At 54.1% G+C, this 16,384-nt stretch carries 15 protein-coding genes, 2 tRNA genes and 3 other RNA genes; 11 read left to right on the forward strand and 9 right to left on the reverse strand.

Annotated elements, in window-relative coordinates; translation table 11 throughout:
- Nucleotides 1-381: 381 nt before the first annotated feature.
- Both putP and QMG44_RS04370 read left to right on the forward strand, forming a co-directional pair.
- The gene (gene putP / locus QMG44_RS04365; protein WP_020884712.1) at nucleotides 382-1,890 is read left to right on the forward strand and encodes a sodium/proline symporter PutP; all 1,509 of its coding nucleotides are present in this window, start codon (nucleotides 382-384) and stop codon (nucleotides 1,888-1,890) included.
- Nucleotides 1,891-2,005: 115 nt separating this feature from the next.
- Nucleotides 2,006-2,425, forward strand: coding sequence for a DUF3574 domain-containing protein (locus tag QMG44_RS04370; RefSeq protein WP_014169506.1), 420 nt, complete (start codon nucleotides 2,006-2,008; stop codon nucleotides 2,423-2,425).
- Between the two features lie 32 nt (nucleotides 2,426-2,457).
- Here QMG44_RS04370 and QMG44_RS04375 read toward each other — a convergent pair whose 3' ends face one another.
- The gene (locus tag QMG44_RS04375) at nucleotides 2,458-3,642 is read right to left on the reverse strand and encodes a NupC/NupG family nucleoside CNT transporter (RefSeq protein WP_014169507.1); all 1,185 of its coding nucleotides are present in this window, start codon (nucleotides 3,640-3,642) and stop codon (nucleotides 2,458-2,460) included.
- A gap of 251 nt (nucleotides 3,643-3,893) precedes the next feature.
- Here QMG44_RS04375 and efeU point away from each other — a divergent pair, with 251 nt between their 5' ends.
- The 4 genes from efeU (at nucleotide 3,894) to phoH (ending at nucleotide 8,474) form a co-directional block, all read left to right on the forward strand.
- On the forward strand, nucleotides 3,894-4,727 hold the full coding sequence (gene efeU, locus QMG44_RS04380; RefSeq protein ID WP_020884710.1) for an iron uptake transporter permease EfeU: 834 nt from the start codon (nucleotides 3,894-3,896) through the stop codon (nucleotides 4,725-4,727).
- A 42-nt stretch (nucleotides 4,728-4,769) separates the two neighbouring features.
- Nucleotides 4,770-5,897: an iron uptake system protein EfeO gene (efeO, locus tag QMG44_RS04385; RefSeq protein WP_086532699.1), complete on the forward strand. Its 1,128-nt coding sequence runs from the start codon at nucleotides 4,770-4,772 to the stop codon at nucleotides 5,895-5,897.
- Nucleotides 5,898-5,902: 5 nt separating this feature from the next.
- Nucleotides 5,903-7,186, forward strand: coding sequence for an iron uptake transporter deferrochelatase/peroxidase subunit (efeB, locus tag QMG44_RS04390; protein WP_020884708.1), 1,284 nt, complete (start codon nucleotides 5,903-5,905; stop codon nucleotides 7,184-7,186).
- 499 nt (nucleotides 7,187-7,685) lie between these two features.
- On the forward strand, nucleotides 7,686-8,474 hold the full coding sequence (gene phoH / locus QMG44_RS04395; protein WP_024908976.1) for a phosphate starvation-inducible protein PhoH: 789 nt from the start codon (nucleotides 7,686-7,688) through the stop codon (nucleotides 8,472-8,474).
- Between the two features lie 116 nt (nucleotides 8,475-8,590).
- Here the strand turns inward: phoH and QMG44_RS04400 are convergent.
- From QMG44_RS04400 to QMG44_RS04420, 5 genes are all read right to left on the reverse strand, one after another.
- A non-coding RNA gene (locus tag QMG44_RS04400) (RtT sRNA) lies at nucleotides 8,591-8,728 on the reverse strand.
- A 45-nt stretch (nucleotides 8,729-8,773) separates the two neighbouring features.
- Nucleotides 8,774-8,911, reverse strand: a non-coding RNA gene (locus tag QMG44_RS04405) — RtT sRNA.
- Nucleotides 8,912-8,955: 44 nt separating this feature from the next.
- Nucleotides 8,956-9,043 (reverse strand) — tRNA-Ser (locus tag QMG44_RS04410).
- 147 nt (nucleotides 9,044-9,190) lie between these two features.
- Nucleotides 9,191-9,868 carry an isochorismatase family protein gene (locus QMG44_RS04415; RefSeq protein ID WP_040017121.1) on the reverse strand — a complete coding sequence of 226 codons (678 nt, stop codon included), beginning with the start codon at nucleotides 9,866-9,868 and terminating at the stop codon, nucleotides 9,191-9,193.
- Nucleotides 9,869-9,888: 20 nt separating this feature from the next.
- Nucleotides 9,889-10,749, reverse strand: a complete 861-nt coding sequence (locus tag QMG44_RS04420) for a pirin family protein (RefSeq protein ID WP_020884706.1) — start codon at nucleotides 10,747-10,749, stop codon at nucleotides 9,889-9,891.
- A gap of 109 nt (nucleotides 10,750-10,858) precedes the next feature.
- Here QMG44_RS04420 and QMG44_RS04425 point away from each other — a divergent pair, with 109 nt between their 5' ends.
- Entirely contained in the window at nucleotides 10,859-11,764 is a 906-nt protein-coding gene (locus QMG44_RS04425) for a LysR family transcriptional regulator (RefSeq protein WP_086532698.1), read from the forward strand.
- A gap of 120 nt (nucleotides 11,765-11,884) precedes the next feature.
- On the opposite strand, the gene QMG44_RS04430 is transcribed toward QMG44_RS04425, so the two are convergent.
- Nucleotides 11,885-12,022: non-coding RNA, RtT sRNA (locus tag QMG44_RS04430), on the reverse strand.
- Between the two features lie 226 nt (nucleotides 12,023-12,248).
- Nucleotides 12,249-12,336 (reverse strand) — tRNA-Ser (locus QMG44_RS04435).
- A gap of 232 nt (nucleotides 12,337-12,568) precedes the next feature.
- Between QMG44_RS04435 and ghrA the strand changes: the two genes are divergently transcribed.
- From ghrA to QMG44_RS04455, 4 genes are all read left to right on the forward strand, one after another.
- Entirely contained in the window at nucleotides 12,569-13,507 is a 939-nt protein-coding gene (gene ghrA, locus QMG44_RS04440; RefSeq protein ID WP_063934350.1) for a glyoxylate/hydroxypyruvate reductase GhrA, read from the forward strand.
- A gap of 84 nt (nucleotides 13,508-13,591) precedes the next feature.
- The gene (locus QMG44_RS04445) at nucleotides 13,592-14,329 is read left to right on the forward strand and encodes a phosphatase (protein ID WP_014169516.1); all 738 of its coding nucleotides are present in this window, start codon (nucleotides 13,592-13,594) and stop codon (nucleotides 14,327-14,329) included.
- A 20-nt stretch (nucleotides 14,330-14,349) separates the two neighbouring features.
- The gene (locus tag QMG44_RS04450; RefSeq protein ID WP_020884703.1) at nucleotides 14,350-14,904 is read left to right on the forward strand and encodes a molecular chaperone; all 555 of its coding nucleotides are present in this window, start codon (nucleotides 14,350-14,352) and stop codon (nucleotides 14,902-14,904) included.
- 96 nt (nucleotides 14,905-15,000) lie between these two features.
- Nucleotides 15,001-15,483, forward strand: a complete 483-nt coding sequence (locus QMG44_RS04455) for a DUF1097 domain-containing protein (protein ID WP_074147008.1) — start codon at nucleotides 15,001-15,003, stop codon at nucleotides 15,481-15,483.
- A gap of 43 nt (nucleotides 15,484-15,526) precedes the next feature.
- Here QMG44_RS04455 and csgG read toward each other — a convergent pair whose 3' ends face one another.
- Complete coding sequence (gene csgG, locus QMG44_RS04460; protein WP_014169519.1) at nucleotides 15,527-16,360, reverse strand: curli production assembly/transport protein CsgG; 834 nt, start codon at nucleotides 16,358-16,360, stop codon at nucleotides 15,527-15,529.
- Nucleotides 16,361-16,384: the final 24 nt, after the last annotated feature.

A 16,384-nucleotide genomic window follows, 5' to 3' on the forward strand; every position in this document is an offset into this window, starting at 1 on the left:
GTGAAATATCCACCATGTTGCAACTTTGTGCAACCGTGTTAAATGTGACCTGGTTTGCAACCCAGGAAATGAATGGAATGTTAAGAGATGGTTAGCTGGAAAAAAGTGCTGGCTTCTGGATGAGAGGCCTGTTTTTATGCGGGACTTAACACTTTTAAAAGGTGCAACCCGTAAAAGCGTGAGCGAGTGCAACCTATACGAAAGACGTATAAAACCAGGGATGAATTTGATGTAAATGCAGTGTTAAATCGTTTGTGTGCGAGCACTGCTTACGGCAGGATACGCGCGGCCAACAGAAACACATACACACATCACTACGTTCCGGTGATGACATAACAAGGCAACCCGGACGGTTGTCGCTCGACATTTTGGAGAATTTAAATGGCAATTAGCACACCGATGCTGGTGACATTTCTCGTTTATATATTTGGCATGATCCTGATAGGGTTTTTGGCATGGCGTTCAACAAAGAACTTTGACGACTACATTCTGGGCGGGCGTAGCTTAGGGCCGATGGTCACCGCACTCTCTGCGGGCGCGTCCGACATGAGCGGCTGGCTGCTGATGGGCCTGCCGGGGGCGATTTTCATCTCCGGTATTTCTGAAAGCTGGATCGCCATTGGCCTGACCGTCGGGGCATGGATCAACTGGAAGTTGGTTGCAGGTCGTCTGCGCGTGCATACCGAAGCCAACAACAATGCGTTGACCCTGCCGGATTACTTCACCGGACGCTTTGAAGATAACAGCCGCGTGCTGCGCATTATCTCTGCGCTGGTTATCCTCGTGTTCTTCACCATCTATTGTGCCTCTGGCATTGTGGCCGGTGCGCGCCTGTTCGAAAGCACCTTCGGCATGAGCTATGAAACGGCGCTGTGGGCCGGTGCTGCGGCAACCATTCTTTATACCTTCGTGGGCGGTTTCCTGGCCGTAAGCTGGACTGACACCGTGCAGGCGAGCCTGATGATTTTCGCTCTGATCCTGACGCCAGTCATTGTCATCTTCACCGTCGGCGGCTTTGCTGATTCGCTGGAAGTGATTAAGCAGAAGAGCATTGAAAACGTCGACATGCTGAAAGGGCTGAACTTTGTCGCCATCGTTTCTCTGATGGGCTGGGGTCTGGGCTACTTCGGTCAGCCGCACATTCTGGCGCGCTTCATGGCCGCTGACTCTCACCACACGATTGTTCATGCCCGTCGTATCAGTATGACGTGGATGATCCTCTGTCTGGCGGGTGCCTGTGCGGTTGGTTTCTTCGGCATCGCTTACTTCAACAATAACCCGGCGCAGGCAGGTGCAGTAAACCAGAACGCCGAGCGTGTGTTCATCGAACTGGCGGGCATTCTGTTCAACCCGTGGATTGCCGGTATTCTGCTCTCCGCGATCCTGGCGGCCGTGATGTCCACCCTGAGCTGCCAGCTGCTGGTCTGCTCAAGTGCAATCACCGAAGACCTCTACAAAGCGTTCCTGCGTAAAGATGCGAGCCAGAAAGAGCTGGTATGGGTGGGGCGTTTCATGGTGCTGGTGGTGGCCTTAATTGCCATTGCGCTGGCGGCAAACCCTGAGAACCGCGTGCTGGGCCTGGTAAGCTACGCGTGGGCGGGCTTTGGTGCGGCGTTTGGTCCGGTGGTGCTCTTCTCGGTGCTGTGGTCGCGCATGACCCGCAACGGCGCGCTGGCGGGGATGATTATCGGTGCGCTTACCGTGATCGTCTGGAAGCAGTTCGCCTGGCTCGGTCTGTACGAAATTATTCCGGGCTTCATCTTCGGCAGTATCGGCATTGTGGTGTTCAGCCTGCTGGGTAAAGCGCCTTCTGCCTCAATGCAGAAACGTTTTGCTGAAGCAGACGCACACTATCACACTGCACCGCCGTCTAAGCTGCAGGCTGAGTAATCTTTTTCGCTGATAGTCAGGCCGGGTAAGCGCGCGCGCTACCCGGCTTTTTTCTTGCCAAAATCCGCAATTTACGATGATATCGCTGTGCTTATAACAATGAGGATAGCGAAGCATGACAATCAAAACAGGGGTAATGGCAGCGGCATTATTGATGCTGGCGGGCTGCAGTGTGCCGTCGCAACACGCGGCGATGGAGACCTGCAAAGCGGATAACCAGATGCAGCAAACCACGCTCTATTTCGGGCTAAACCGTCCTGCAGGGGCGCAAATCACCACCGGCGAGTGGCAGCAGTTCGTTGACCAGGACGTGACGCCGCGTTTTCGCGATGGCCTGACGGTCTTTGATGCGCGCGGACAGTGGCTGGGTAACGACGGGAAAGTGGCGCGTGAACCGAGCAAGGCGCTTATGCTGATCCACGGTAAAGATGCGCAGAGCGAGAAGAATATTGAAGCGTTGCGCGGTATTTATAAATCACGCTTCGCGCAGGAGTCGGTGATGCGGGTCGATCAGCCGGTGTGCGTGCAGTTTTAATGAAAAACGGCGGGAGAACCCGCCGTTATCGCTTACAGCACCAGTCCTGCAAAGCTGGCGGACAGTAAACTGACCAGCGTCGCGCCATACACCAGACGTAAGCCAAAACGCGATACCACGTTCCCCTGTTGCTCGTTCAGGCCTTTGATCGCCCCGGCCACAATGCCGATAGAGGCAAAGTTAGCGAACGACACCAGGAAAACGGACAAAATGCCCAGTCCGCGTGGTGACATCTGATGCGCAATTTTTTGCAGCTCAATCATTGCCACAAATTCATTTGCGACCAGCTTGGTTGCCATAATACTGCCGGCATTCAAAGCGTCGCTCAGTGGAATACCAACCAGCCACGCCAGCGGATAAAATACATAGCCCAGGATCTGCTGGAAGCTCATACCAAATACGCTGGAGAAGAGGGCGTTAACGGCGCTAATAAGGGCAATAAAGCCAATCAGCATCGCCAGAATAATCATCGCCACTTTAAAACCGGCCAGGATATACTCGCCAAGCATTTCGAAGAAGCTCTGGGACTCGTGCAGCTTTTCAAGCTTGATGTCCGGCTCTGCTTCCGGGCGCGCCGGGTTGATAATGGAGAGAATAATAAAGGTGCTGAACATGTTCAGGATGAGCGCGGCAACGACAAATTTGGCGTCGAGCATGGTCATATAGGCACCGACAATCGACAGAGATACCGTCGACATGGCCGTGGCCGCCATGGTGAAGAGACGGCGAGAGGAGAGGTCGCCCAGTACACCCTTGTAGGCAATAAAGTTTTCAGACTGTCCGAGGATCAGCGAGCTCACCGCGTTGAACGATTCCAGCTTACCCATGCCATTCAGTTTTGACAGCAGTGTCCCGATCACCCGAATAAAAATCGGCAGAATTCGCCAGTGCTGAAGAATACCAATCAGTGCGGAGATAAAAATAATCGGGCAGAGTACGCCGAGGAAAATGAACGCCAGTCCTTTTTCACCCATCCCGCCAAAGACGAAATTGGTGCCTTCAGCCGCGAATTTCAGCAGTGACTCAAAGAATCCCGAGACATATTTAATAATGAACAGCCCGCTTTCGGCATGCAGGAAAAAGAACGCCAGGGCTATTTCAATGACAATCAGCTGTAAAACAAAACGAATGCGAATTTTTCGGCGGTCGAAACTCACCAGCCAGGCAAGCGCAAGAATAATCACCAGCGCCAGCAGGAAATGGATAATGTTAAACATGGTTAATTTTCAGTTGGTTTTTGAGGCAGATATTTAGCCACAGCCCTGATTAACCGTAAATGGGCATTTTCGCTATAACTTATAAACTTAACGATAACGCCAGCAATTATTACCAGGCTGGGTGTTTACAACTCGTCATCAAAACAACACACATTTCGCTTGTTTTTCTTGCTGGCGTAATGATAATCACTATCACAAGAATTTACCTTTCTTTGCATCAGTTGACCGCGATAAACATTTAAGGTGTCGGCATGTTTGTTCCATTTCTCATTATGTTACGTGAAGGTCTCGAAGCGGCCCTCATCGTCAGCCTCATCGCCAGTTATCTGAAGCGAACCCAGCGTGGACGCTGGATTGGTGTCATGTGGATTGGGGTATTCCTCGCCGCAGCACTCTGTCTGGGCCTTGGCATTCTTATCAATGAAACCACCGGTGAGTTTCCCCAGAAAGAGCAAGAGTTGTTTGAAGGGATCGTGGCCGTCATTGCCGTGGTAATCCTCACCTGGATGGTGTTCTGGATGCGTAAAGTGTCCCGCAACGTGAAGGTGCAGCTGGAGCAGGCGGTGGATAACGCCCTGCAAAAGGGCAATAACCACGGCTGGGCGCTGATCATGATGGTCTTTTTCGCCGTGGCGCGGGAAGGGCTGGAGTCGGTTTTCTTCCTGCTGGCGGCATTTCAGCAGGATGTGGGGATCTGGCCACCGCTGGGTGCGATGCTGGGTCTGGCCACTGCTGTGGTGCTGGGATTCCTGCTCTACTGGGGCGGCATTCGCCTTAACCTGGGTGCATTCTTTAAATGGACTAGCCTGTTTATTCTGCTGGTGGCCGCTGGGCTGGCGGCGGGGGCGATCCGCGCTTTCCACGAAGCGGGCCTGTGGAATCACTTCCAGGAAGTGGCGTTCGACCTCAGTAACGTGCTCTCAACGCACTCCCTGACCGGTACCTTGCTCGAAGGTATTTTTGGTTACCAGGAAACGCCGAGCGTCAGCGAAGTGGCGATGTACTTTATCTATTTGGTTCCGGCGCTGGTGCTGTTTGCCATGCCGCCGCGCACCGGCACTCAGACGTCGCGCGTTGCGCCGTAATCTGTCTGCATTAGTTACAACATACTTTTAAAGGGAAGAGTCATGGCAATTCAGTTCCGTCGTAGTGCGTTATGCGCAGGCATTGCCGCGCTGTTCGCTTCAGCATTTTCCGCCTGGGGCGCGGATGTTCCGCAGGTCAAGGTTTCGGTCAATGATAAGCAGTGCGAGCCGATGACTATCACGGTCAACAGCGGCAAAACCCAGTTTATTATTCAGAACCACAGCCAGAAGGCGCTGGAGTGGGAAATCCTGAAAGGCGTCATGGTGGTGGAAGAGCGTGAAAATATCGCGCCGGGCTTTAGTCAGAAGATGACCGCCAACCTGCAGCCGGGTGAATATGAGATGACCTGCGGGCTGCTGACGAACCCTAAAGGCAAGCTTATCGTGAAGGGCGACGCCACGGCCGACGCCGGAAAAGGCACGGCCCTGTTGAGCCTGGGTGATGCGATTACTGCTTATAAAGCGTATGTCATCAAAGAGACGGCGGACCTGGCTGCGGGTACCAAAGCCTTCACCGATGCGGTGAAAGCGGGCGATATCACGAAAGCGAAATCCCTGTATGCGCCAACCCGTCAGCATTACGAGCGTATTGAGCCGATTGCCGAATTGTTCTCTGACCTGGATGGCAGCATTGATGCCCGTGAAGATGATTTTGAGCAGAAAGCCGCCGACCCGAAATTTACCGGCTTCCACCGTCTGGAGAAAGCCCTGTTTGGCGATAACACTCTCAAAGGGATGGATAAATATGCCGATCAGCTGAACAGTGACGTGCTTGAGCTGCAAAAACGCATCAGTGAGCTGGCCTTCCCGCCATCAAAAGTGGTGGGCGGTGCCGCGGGTCTGATTGAAGAAGTGGCGGCAAGTAAAATCAGCGGTGAAGAAGACCGTTACAGCCACACCGACCTGTGGGACTTCCAGGCGAACGTCGATGGCGCGCAGAAAATTGTCGATCTGCTGCGTCCTCAGCTGCAGAAAGATAACAGCGAACTGCTGGCGAAAGTGGATGCCAACTTCAAAAAAGTCGACACCATTCTGGCGAAGTACCGTACCAAAGACGGGTTTGAAACCTACGATAAACTGACCGATGCCGACCGTAACGCGCTGAAAGGCCCGATTACCACACTGGCGGAAGATCTCTCCCTGCTGCGTGGCGTACTGGGTCTGGATTAAGCACGATGAACAAGCAGAATGAACACGACGTGGTGGAACCTTCACGTCGTCGATTGTTAAAAGGAGTAGGGGCGCTGGGGGGCGCCCTTGCTCTGGCCGGAGGGTGCCCGGTGGCGCATGCGGCGAAACCGCAAAGTGCTCCAGGCACGCTGTCACCCAATGCACGCATGGAGACGCAGCCTTTTTATGGCGAGCATCAGTCGGGCATTCTGACGCCACAGCAGGCCTCCATGATGCTGGTGGCTTTTGATTCGCTGGCAAGCGATAAAGCCGATCTTGAGCGTTTGTTCCGCCTGCTGACGACGCGCATCGCGTTTCTCACCGCCGGTGGTCCGGCGCCGGACACGCCTAACCCGCGTCTGCCGCCGATGGACTCCGGTATCCTCGGGGCATTCATCGCTCCGGATAACCTGACGATAACCGTTTCGCTCGGTGAGTCGCTGTTTGATGCGCGCTACGGGCTGGCAAAACAGAAGCCAAAAGCGCTGCAGAAAATGACGCGTTTCCCGAATGATTCTCTGGATGCTGCTCTCTGCCACGGCGATCTGCTCCTGCAAATTTGCGCCAACACCCAGGATACGGTGATCCACGCGCTGCGCGACATCATCAAGCACACGCCGGACCTGCTGAGCGTTCGCTGGAAGCGGGAAGGGTTTATCTCTGACCATGCCGCCCGCAGCAAAGGGAAAGAGACGCCGGTTAACCTGCTGGGCTTTAAAGACGGCACGGCCAACCCGGACAGCCGTAATGACCCGCTCATGAAAGAGGTGGTCTGGGTGACGGCCGATCAGGGCGAGCCGGCATGGGCTGTGGGGGGAAGTTATCAGGCGGTGCGGATTATTCAGTTCCACGTGGAGTTCTGGGACCGTACGCCGCTCAAAGAGCAGCAGACGATTTTTGGCCGCGATAAACAGAGTGGCGCTCCGCTCGGGATGAAGAACGAGCATGATGTGCCTGACTACGCCAGCGATCCGAATGGCGATGTCATCGCGCTGGACAGCCATATCCGCCTGGCCAATCCGCGTACCAAAGAGACACAATCCAGCCTGATGATGCGTCGGGGATATAGCTATTCACTTGGCGTAACCAACGCCGGCCAGCTCGATATGGGGCTGCTGTTTGTCTGCTATCAGCACGACCTGGAGAAGGGCTTCCTGACCGTACAGAAACGCTTAAACGGGGAAGCGCTGGAAGAGTACATTAAACCCATCGGCGGCGGTTATTTCTTTGCCCTGCCTGGCGCACGCGATCGCAACGCCTATCTCGCTCAAGGGTTGATTGAAGCCTGATAATTGTCCCTGCGATAATTCGCGGGGACATTATTTTTTCATATGCCTGTCCTGCTGTTATATTTCTGTAATATTCCTGTATGAGACTGATTTCCACTGTAGGGACAGTCTTAAAGTTACGTTCAGGTAAAATAAATGTTGCATTTATGATAACTCCTGATGTACTTAAGATAAGACAGCGGTAGTTCCCGGCAGTGATGCTGAATCACTATGGAGATCGCGAATGGTTGCGTCCTGTACTGGACATGGTAAACACAACACCCGCAGCACCCGGCGCGGAGGCTCAGACTCCGGCAGCGATTTCCTCACCACAAAATTATCCCCCTCAACTCAAGAATCTCTTTCGACCGACGTGCAGAATGGTGCGCGTAGCCGTTCTGTTGCGTCATCCGGTAAAGCAAGCAATGGCTTACAAGGAAGCCAACCCTCTGATGTTCGTGCGCATAATCGTGCTGAAACTGGCACGTGTGATGAATACCAACAACTCAAGGTGCTATCCATGGGAAGACAAAAAGCAGTGATCAAAGCTCGTCGCGAAGCAAAACGTGTGCTGAGACGGGATTCACGTAGTCATAAACAGCGTGAAGAAGAATCGGTCACCTCGCTTGTGCAGATGAGTGGCGTAGAAGCAATTGGCATGGCCCGAGACAGCCGTGATAATTCTCCAATTGTGGCGCGCAATGAGGCTCAGGCGCACTACCTGAATGCTATCGAGAGTAAACAGCTCATCTTTGCAACCGGCGAAGCCGGATGCGGGAAAACGTGGATCAGTGCAGCCAAAGCGGCAGAGGCGCTGATCCATAAAGACGTGGAGAGAATTATTGTCACCCGTCCGGTACTGCAGGCTGATGAAGATCTTGGCTTCTTGCCCGGAGATATTTCAGAGAAGTTTGCCCCTTACTTCAGGCCCGTCTATGACGTGCTGGTGAAACGTCTGGGAGCATCCTTTATGCAGTACTGTCTGCGACCAGAGATTGGCAAGGTGGAAATCGCGCCGTTCGCTTATATGCGCGGACGTACATTTGAAAATGCGGTCGTCATTCTTGACGAGGCTCAGAACGTGACCGCAGCGCAAATGAAGATGTTTTTAACGCGCCTCGGGGAAAACGTGACGGTCATCGTCAATGGTGATATTACCCAGTGCGATCTGCCGTCGGGCGTGAAGTCCGGACTGAGCGACGCCATGTCACGTTTTGAGGAAGATGAGATGATTGGGGTGGTACGCTTCACGAAAGAAGACTGCGTGCGTTCAGCGCTCTGCCAGCGCACGCTGCAAGCGTACTATTGAGTTAGCCGTTGTGTTCAAGGCCCGGGAAACCGGGCTTTGTTTTTTGTGCGGGCGTCCTGTCCGGGGAATATAAAAGAAAAAAGCCCGTACTTTCGTACGCGCTCTTATCTTGAATATGGCGGTGAGGGGGGGATTGACTCGCTTCGCTCGCCCTGCGGGCAGCCTGTTCGCTGCGCGCTCAGTCTGTCCAACTGGCTGTCGCCCGTTGTCGAACCCCGGTCGGGGATTCTCATCCCCCCCTGTCCGGGGAATATAAAAGAAAAAAGCCCGTACTTTCGTACGAGCTCTTATCTTGAATATGGCGGTGAGGGGGGGATTGACTCGCGTCGCTCGCCCTGCGGGCAGCCTGTTCGCTGCGCTCTCAGTCTGTCCAACTGGCTGTCGCCAGTTGTCGAACCCCGGTCGGGGATTCTCATCCCCCCTGTCCGGAGGATATAAAAGAAAAAAGCCCGTACTTTCGTACGAGCTCTTATCTTAAATATGGCGGTGAGGGGGGGATTCGAACCCCCGATACGTTGCCGTATACACACTTTCCAGGCGTGCTCCTTCAGCCACTCGGACACCTCACCATATTGTTTTGCTGCCTGACCGCTTGGGGGGCAACGGGGCGCTACTATAGGGAGTTGCGCTAAAACGGTCAAGCAGATTTTCTGCTTTAGTGCTTGTTCGGTTAAGCAATAATCAGCTCCACGTCTTTTTGACCGTGGAGCCGGTGATTAACGCTGTGAATCGAGCACTTCGCTGTTTTTGACCACCTCTTGTGCTCTGGTATAGCTTTCGATCAGCAGCTGATAGGCAGGGAAGATATGGGTATACACTTCAGCCCACTCGGCTGCATCTTCCCGGTTCCATGTCCGCTGGATCTCAGAGGCAACCGCCGCAGTATCCATTGGTACCACCCCGGCCTGGACCACGCGCGCCAGGGTGATCTCCTGAGCCATTTTGCTGTAGGTGCCGGAGGCATCAATAACCGCAAACACTTTATAACCCTCCGCGACTGCGCTAATAGAGGGAAATGCCATGCAGACGCTGGTGATGGTGCCGGCGATGATCAACGTTTTGCGCCCGGTGGCTTTCACCGCAGCCACAAACTCCGGGTTATCCCAGGCGTTGATCTCACCTTTACGTGGAACGTATTGCGCATGTGGCGCATTAGCGTGGATCTCCGGGATAAGGGGGCCATTCGGTCCCTGTGGAACAGAAGCGGTGGTGATCACCGGGATCTTCGCCAGGGTAGCGATTTTTGCCAGCGCCGCAGCACGTGCGCGCAACTCTGGCATTGGCATATCCCCCACGGTCTGGAAAAGTCCGCTCTGGTGATCGATAAGCAACATCACCGCATCGTTTACATCAATAACCGGGCGTGAGCCGTTAAAATTTGCAGGTGCAGACATCTTCTTCTCCTTTATTACCATCAGATCTGGCCGAAGCGGCCGGAGTTGAAATCACGAATGGCTTCCGCGATTTCGGTTTTACTGTTCATCACAAACGGCCCATAGCCCACGATGGGTTCATTCAGCGGTTCGCCGGCCATCAGCAGGACTTTGGCATCGAGGCTCGCTTCCAGATGGAGTGTGTCGCCTTGCTGGCTTAATACAACCAGCTGTGCCTCGCCTGCCTGGGCTGTTCCGTTCACCGTAATGGTGCCTTCCATCACAACCAGCGCCGTGCTCCAGCCCTCCGGCTGACTGAGCGTGAGATGGCTACCCTGATTGAGCGCGATGTCCCAGACGTTTAGCGGCGAAAAGGTGTGCGCGGGGCCAGCAACATCCTCGTAGCGACCTGCGATAACCCGCAGCGAGCCGCTGTTATCCGGCAGCGTGACCACAGGGATATCCGCCTTAGTGATGCTCTGGTAGCCCGGCGTCGCCATTTTGTCTTTGGCAGGCAGGTTGACCCATAGCTGCATCATTTTCAGTTCACCGCCTTTCTGCGCGAACGCGCTGGAGTGGAACTCCTCGTGCAAAATGCCAGCGCCCGCCGTCATCCATTGCACGTCCCCGGGGCCTATTACGCCGCCTCTGCCGGTGGAATCGCGATGTTCAACTTCGCCGGAATAGACGAGGGTGACCGTTTCGAAACCCCGGTGCGGATGCTCGCCGACGCCGCGCTTTGCCCCATCCGCCGGGAAGGTGTATGGCCCGGCATAGTCCAGCAGTAAAAACGGGCTGAGCGGTTCGCCGTGCGTCTGGTAAGAAAACATTGAACGTACCGGGAAACCATCACCAACCCAGTGTTGACGGGGAGCGGTATACACGCCTGTTACGTTTTTCATGATGAACTCCTGAAGCGTTGTTGATGTAATTAGCTTATATTCAGCGTTAATATCCCGGTAGATAGTGAAAATGGCATTCACTGTTCTGAAAATAGAACGATGAGGATTTATGCAGGATCTCAATGACTTCGTCTGGTTTGTGAAGGTGGTCGACTACGGTGGTTTTGCTGCAGCGGGGCGTGCGCTCGATTTGCCGAAGTCCCGGCTAAGCCGCCGGATAGCTCAGCTGGAAGAGCGGCTTGGCGTGCGGTTAATACATCGCACAACGCGGCAGTTTACGGTGACAGAAGTTGGCCAGACCTTCTATCAGCACTGTAAAGCGATGATGGTGGAAGCAGAAGCTGCTGAGGAGGCGGTGGCCGCGTTACAGGCTGAGCCGCGCGGTATTGTCAGGATCACCTGCCCGATAACATTGTTGCATGTCCATGTTGGCCCGATGCTGGCGAGATTTATGGCGTGCTATCCAGGGATCGCGCTGCAGCTTGAGGCAACCAACCGGCGGGTAGACCTGGTGGGGGAGGGGATTGATGTCGCGATTCGCGTGCGCCCGCGTCCGTTCGATGACAGCGATCTGGTGTTAAGGGTACTGGCTGACCGGGGACATTGTCTGGTCGCCGGACCGGCGTTGATACAGCGGATGGGTAAACCGTTGGTGCCCTCTGAACTCAGTGCCTGGCCTGGATTAAGCACGAACGAGGGTAAACACATCCATAAATGGGAACTGAGTGGACCCGAAGGGGCGAAGGCGGAAATCCATTACCATCCTCGCCTGATCACTACCGATATGCTGGCGCTGCGTGAAGCGGCTATAGCGGGTATCGGCGTGGTGCAGTTGCCCATATTGATGGTGAAAAATCAGCTTGCGTCAGGGGACCTCATTCGCGTACTTGATGCCTGGGAGCCACGACGTGAGGTGATTCATGCTGTGTATCCTTCAAGACGCGGGTTACTCCCGTCTGTCAGGGCACTGGTGGATTTTCTTACCGAAGAGTATGCGCGGATGGTGGAAGATTAATCTTTCCCTCTCCCCTGGAGCGAGGGTGAGGATCTTACACCACACAAGGCCTCATGCTGCATGGACGGGGAATATAAAAGAAAAAAGCCCGTACTTTCGTACGAGCTCTCATCTTGAATATGGCGGTGAGGGGGGGATTGACTCGCTTCGCTCGCCCTGCGGGCAGCCTGTTCGCTGCGCGCTCAGTCTGTCCAACTGGCTTTCGCCCGTTGTCGAACCCCGGTCGGGGATTCTCATCCCCCCTGTCCGGAGGATATAAAAGAAAAAAGCCCGTACTTTCGTACGAGCTCTTATCTTAAATATGGCGGTGAGGGGGGGATTGACTCGCTTCGCTCGCCCTGCGGGCAGCCTGTTCGCTGCGCGCTCAGTCTGTCCAACTGGCTGTCGCCCGTTGTCGAATCCCGGTCGGGGATTCTCATCCCCCCTGTCCGGGGAATATAAAAGAAAAAAGCCCGTACTTTCGTACGAGCTCTTATCTTGAATATGGCGGTGAGGGGGGGATTCGAACCCCCGATACGTTGCCGTATACACACTTTCCAGGCGTGCTCCTTCAGCCACTCGGACACCTCACCATATTGTCATCCTGTTGTTGCCGGGACGGGCGCTAATGTAAGGAAAAGCCGAACTGGCGTCAACTCACTTTTTCAGTAAATCAGTGCATTTAGACAAACTTCAGTCAACATGGCTTTTAAATGTGCTGAAAGCGCCTTTTTTATCAACAACGCGGTGGCGGTAAAAATTTGTTATGCTGGCAATCCAGTTGAAAATGAACACAAAACAGCGCAATAAAAGGCAGGAATGACTATGGATATAATCTTCTATCACCCCACTTTTGATACTGCTTACTGGATTAAGGCACTTTCGGCGGCGTTGCCCGGGGCGCGCGTGCGGGAGTGGAAACGTGGTGATAACGAACATGCTGACTACGCGCTGGTCTGGCATCCGCCGGTAGAAATGCTCCAGGGCCGTAAACTGAAGGCCGTTTTTGCACTGGGCGCCGGCGTGGATTCGATTCTGAGCAAACTGAAAGCACACCCTGAAATGCTGCCGGAAGAGATCCCTCTTTTCCGTCTGGAAGATACCGGCATGGGCCAGCAAATGCAGGAGTATGCTGTCAGCCAGGTGCTGCACTGGTTCCGCCGCTTCGACGACTATCAGGCACTAAAACAGCAATCCCACTGGGAACCGCTGCCGGATTATCAGCGCGAAGATTTTACCATTGGTATCCTCGGGGCTGGCGTGCTCGGCTCAAAAGTCGCTGAAGCACTTGCCCCGTGGGGCTTCCCACTGCGCTGCTGGAGCCGTAGCCGCAAGGATTATCCGGGCGTAGAAAGTTTTGCCGGCGCTGATGAGCTTCCTGCGTTCCTGAACGGTACGCGCGTGCTCATCAACCTGCTGCCAAATACGGCCGAAACGGTGGGGATTATCAATGGTGCACTGCTAAATCAACTGGCTGACCAGAGTTATGTAATGAACCTGGCGCGCGGGGTACACCTTATTGAGTCCGATCTGCTGCAGGCGCTGAACAGCGGAAAACTGAAAGGGGCGATGCTGGATGTGTACAGCCGCGAGCCGTTACCGGCCGAAAGCCCGCTGTGGGCACATCCGCGTGTGGCGATGACGCCGCACATTGCAGCGGTCACGCGTCCGGCGGAAGCTGTGGCCTATATTACCCACACCATCAGTGAGATGGAGCAGGGCCATCCGGTAACCGGACAGGTCGACAGACAGCGCGGCTACTGAGTGAAACCCGGCGTTAGCCGGGTTTTTGCTAATATTCGCTGCAGATAACTGCTATCCTTTGGAAAAACCGCAGAGGAGAGAAAGATGTATCCCGTTGACCTGCATATGCACACCGTCGCCAGTACCCACGCGTATAGCAACCTCCATGATTATATCGCGCAAGCGAAACGCAAGGGCATTACGCTTTTTGCGATTACCGATCACGGCCCGGACATGGCAGATGCGCCGCACTACTGGCATTTTGTGAATATGCGGATCTGGCCACGTCTGGTGGACGGTATTGGGATACTGCGCGGTATCGAGGCAAACATTAAAAATACAGACGGTGAAATCGACTGTACCGGACCGATGCTGACCTCTCTGGATCTGATCCTTGCCGGTTTCCACGAGCCGGTTTTCGCGCCGCAGGATAAAGAGACGAACACCCGAGCGATGATTGCTGCCATAGCCAGCGGCAACGTGCACATTATTTCTCATCCGGGTAATCCTAAATACCCGATTGATATCGAGGCTGTTGCCCAGGCGGCAGCGAAACACCGCGTGGCGCTGGAGATCAATAACTCTTCTTTTGTTCACTCGCGCAAGGGCAGTGAAGCAAACTGTCGCGCCGTGGCAGCTGCAGTACGGGATGCCGGCGGCATGGTGGCGCTGGGTTCCGATTCCCATACCGCGTTTACGCTGGGTGATTTTAGTGAATGCCTGAAAATACTGAATGACGTGGATTTCCCGGAAGACAGGATCCTTAACGTTACCCCACGCCGCATGCTTGATTTCCTCGAGTCACGCGGAATGGATCCGATTGATGAATTTGCCGATCTTTAATTGTGTAATGGAATAAAAAAATGAATGAGTTTTCCATCCTTTGCCGCGTGCTGGGTACGCTGTTCTATCGTCAGCCGCAAGACCCGCTGCTGGTTCCACTCTTTACCCTGATTCGTGAAGGGAAACTGGCGCAAAACTGGCCGCTGGAACAGGATGAGTTGCTGGAGCGTCTGCAAAAAAGTTGCGATATGCAGCAGATTTCAACGGATTACAACGCACTGTTTATTGGCGACGAATGCCGCGTTTCGCCGTACCGTTCAGCCTGGCAGGAAGGGGCGACGGAAGCGGAAGTGCGCGCGTTTCTCTCTGAACGCGGAATGCCGCTGACAGATACCCCTGCGGACCATATCGGAACGCTGTTGCTGGCTGCGTCCTGGATTGAAGATCACGCCGCTGATGATGAGAACGAGGCTATCGAAACGCTCTTCGAAGCGTATCTGCTGCCGTGGTGCGGTACTTTCCTCGGCAAAGTTGAAGCACATGCGACCTCGCCGTTCTGGAGAACGCTGGCTCCGCTGACCCGCGACGCCATTGCGGCAATGTGGGATGAGCTGGAAGAAGAGGATGAAGAGTGATTTAGATCACATAAATTCTGCAACCATACATTTCATCTTGCACGGAATGTGCATCTGATCTCATTTCCATGGCGCGCTTCTGCTAAGATGCGCGCCATGAACATATTACTGTGTATCGCATTCACGACAGGCATTCTCTCCGGACTATGGGGATGGGTGGCGGTCTCTCTCGGGTTGCTCAGCTGGGCCGGGTTTCTGGGCTGTACGGCCTACTTTGCCTGCCCTCAGGGCGGCGTAAAAGGGCTTTTTATCTCTGGCTGTACCCTGATGAGCGGTGTTATCTGGGCACTCGTGATTATGAAGGGCAGCGCGTTGGCCCCGCATCTGGAGATCCTGGGCTATATCATGACCGGCGTAGTCGCGTTTTTGATGTGTATCCAGGCAAAGCATATGCTGCTGTCGTTTGTACCCGGTACCTTTATGGGCGCATGCGCGACGTTTGCAGGACAGGGGGACTGGGCGCTGGTGCTTCCCTCGCTAATGCTGGGGTTGGTGTTTGGCTATGCCATGAAGAACAGCGGCCTCTGGCTGGCCGCCAGACGGGATAAAGCGCAAAACATCAGTGCGGTAAGCGAATAAAAAAAGGCGAGATGATGATCTCGCCTTTTTTATGCGCTTCCTGTCAGGATTCCGGAGGCACTGACATATCGCGGTATTTAACCAGTATCGGGTTTTGCGCCTCTGCTTTGTTCTGCAGGTCCCACAATCCACGATCGATACCATCATTAATCAGGAAGATTACCCCGGTTTCTATGGCTGACATCAGACACATCATGACCGGTTCGTTAGAGGTATACCCGATTTCACCCTCCAGCAAACGCTGGTAATCGATGAAGCGGAAAACCCCGGCCTGCACTTCATAAGAAAGAATGGTTTTGCTGGTCGTTACCGAAGAGAGCACTTCGCCCGTGCTGACGTTGACGACACGCAGGTTTACGGCGATTTGGTCGAGCTGATATTGCGTATCAGCACCGATACCAAAGTAACGCGCGCCCACACCACCCGATTTAACGTTGCTTTCATAACCGATAATCGATCCCTCGATCATGACGTTCGCCGCAGCCAGTGATTCCAGCGGCATGCGGTTATTATTCGCAACGGTGCCATTTTCCTGCGCAGCGCGAATAATTTTCCGTTCATTTAACAGGTTCTGCAGACCCTGACGTTCCAGAGGAATAAACCAGTGCGAATCTTTCAGGGCGGTCACCAGCATGGCGGTGGCGCTCTGTGGCACTGCCGTAGAGAAGTTACTTGCCGGATAAGGTTTAAATTGTCCCGTTTCATCCTGAATGTTGTAAACCGAGACAAATATTTTACCGGTCGGCGCAGGTAAATGTGTTAAATCACGATAGCTTTGAGCCCGAGGCATTAATGTTGGTTTTGCAGCTTCTTTAGGTGGAGCAGTTAAACAACCGCTCAATAAGCACACTGCAACAAATATCAGGAAGCGCTGCATGATCGTTGTCCTTATTTCGTTGTT

Source organism: Enterobacter sp. 200527-13, from assembly GCF_027924865.1.
In the GTDB taxonomy this organism is placed as follows: domain Bacteria; phylum Pseudomonadota; class Gammaproteobacteria; order Enterobacterales; family Enterobacteriaceae; genus Enterobacter; species Enterobacter ludwigii.

Coding starts and splice junctions, on each gene's coding strand:
- efeB (WP_020884708.1), top strand. CDS start 5,903: ATGAACAAGCAGAATGAACACGACGTGGTGGAACCTTCACGTCGTCGA.
- QMG44_RS04370 (WP_014169506.1), top strand. CDS start 2,006: ATGACAATCAAAACAGGGGTAATGGCAGCGGCATTATTGATGCTGGCG.
- ghrA (WP_063934350.1), top strand. CDS start 12,569: ATGGATATAATCTTCTATCACCCCACTTTTGATACTGCTTACTGGATT.
- QMG44_RS04455 (WP_074147008.1), top strand. CDS start 15,001: ATGAACATATTACTGTGTATCGCATTCACGACAGGCATTCTCTCCGGA.
- putP (WP_020884712.1), top strand. CDS start 382: ATGGCAATTAGCACACCGATGCTGGTGACATTTCTCGTTTATATATTT.
- QMG44_RS04415 (WP_040017121.1), bottom strand. CDS start 9,868: ATGTCTGCACCTGCAAATTTTAACGGCTCACGCCCGGTTATTGATGTA.
- efeU (WP_020884710.1), top strand. CDS start 3,894: ATGTTTGTTCCATTTCTCATTATGTTACGTGAAGGTCTCGAAGCGGCC.
- csgG (WP_014169519.1), bottom strand. CDS start 16,360: ATGCAGCGCTTCCTGATATTTGTTGCAGTGTGCTTATTGAGCGGTTGT.
- QMG44_RS04420 (WP_020884706.1), bottom strand. CDS start 10,749: ATGAAAAACGTAACAGGCGTGTATACCGCTCCCCGTCAACACTGGGTT.
- QMG44_RS04450 (WP_020884703.1), top strand. CDS start 14,350: ATGAATGAGTTTTCCATCCTTTGCCGCGTGCTGGGTACGCTGTTCTAT.
- QMG44_RS04375 (WP_014169507.1), bottom strand. CDS start 3,642: ATGTTTAACATTATCCATTTCCTGCTGGCGCTGGTGATTATTCTTGCG.
- efeO (WP_086532699.1), top strand. CDS start 4,770: ATGGCAATTCAGTTCCGTCGTAGTGCGTTATGCGCAGGCATTGCCGCG.
- QMG44_RS04425 (WP_086532698.1), top strand. CDS start 10,859: ATGCAGGATCTCAATGACTTCGTCTGGTTTGTGAAGGTGGTCGACTAC.
- QMG44_RS04445 (WP_014169516.1), top strand. CDS start 13,592: ATGTATCCCGTTGACCTGCATATGCACACCGTCGCCAGTACCCACGCG.
- phoH (WP_024908976.1), top strand. CDS start 7,686: ATGGGAAGACAAAAAGCAGTGATCAAAGCTCGTCGCGAAGCAAAACGT.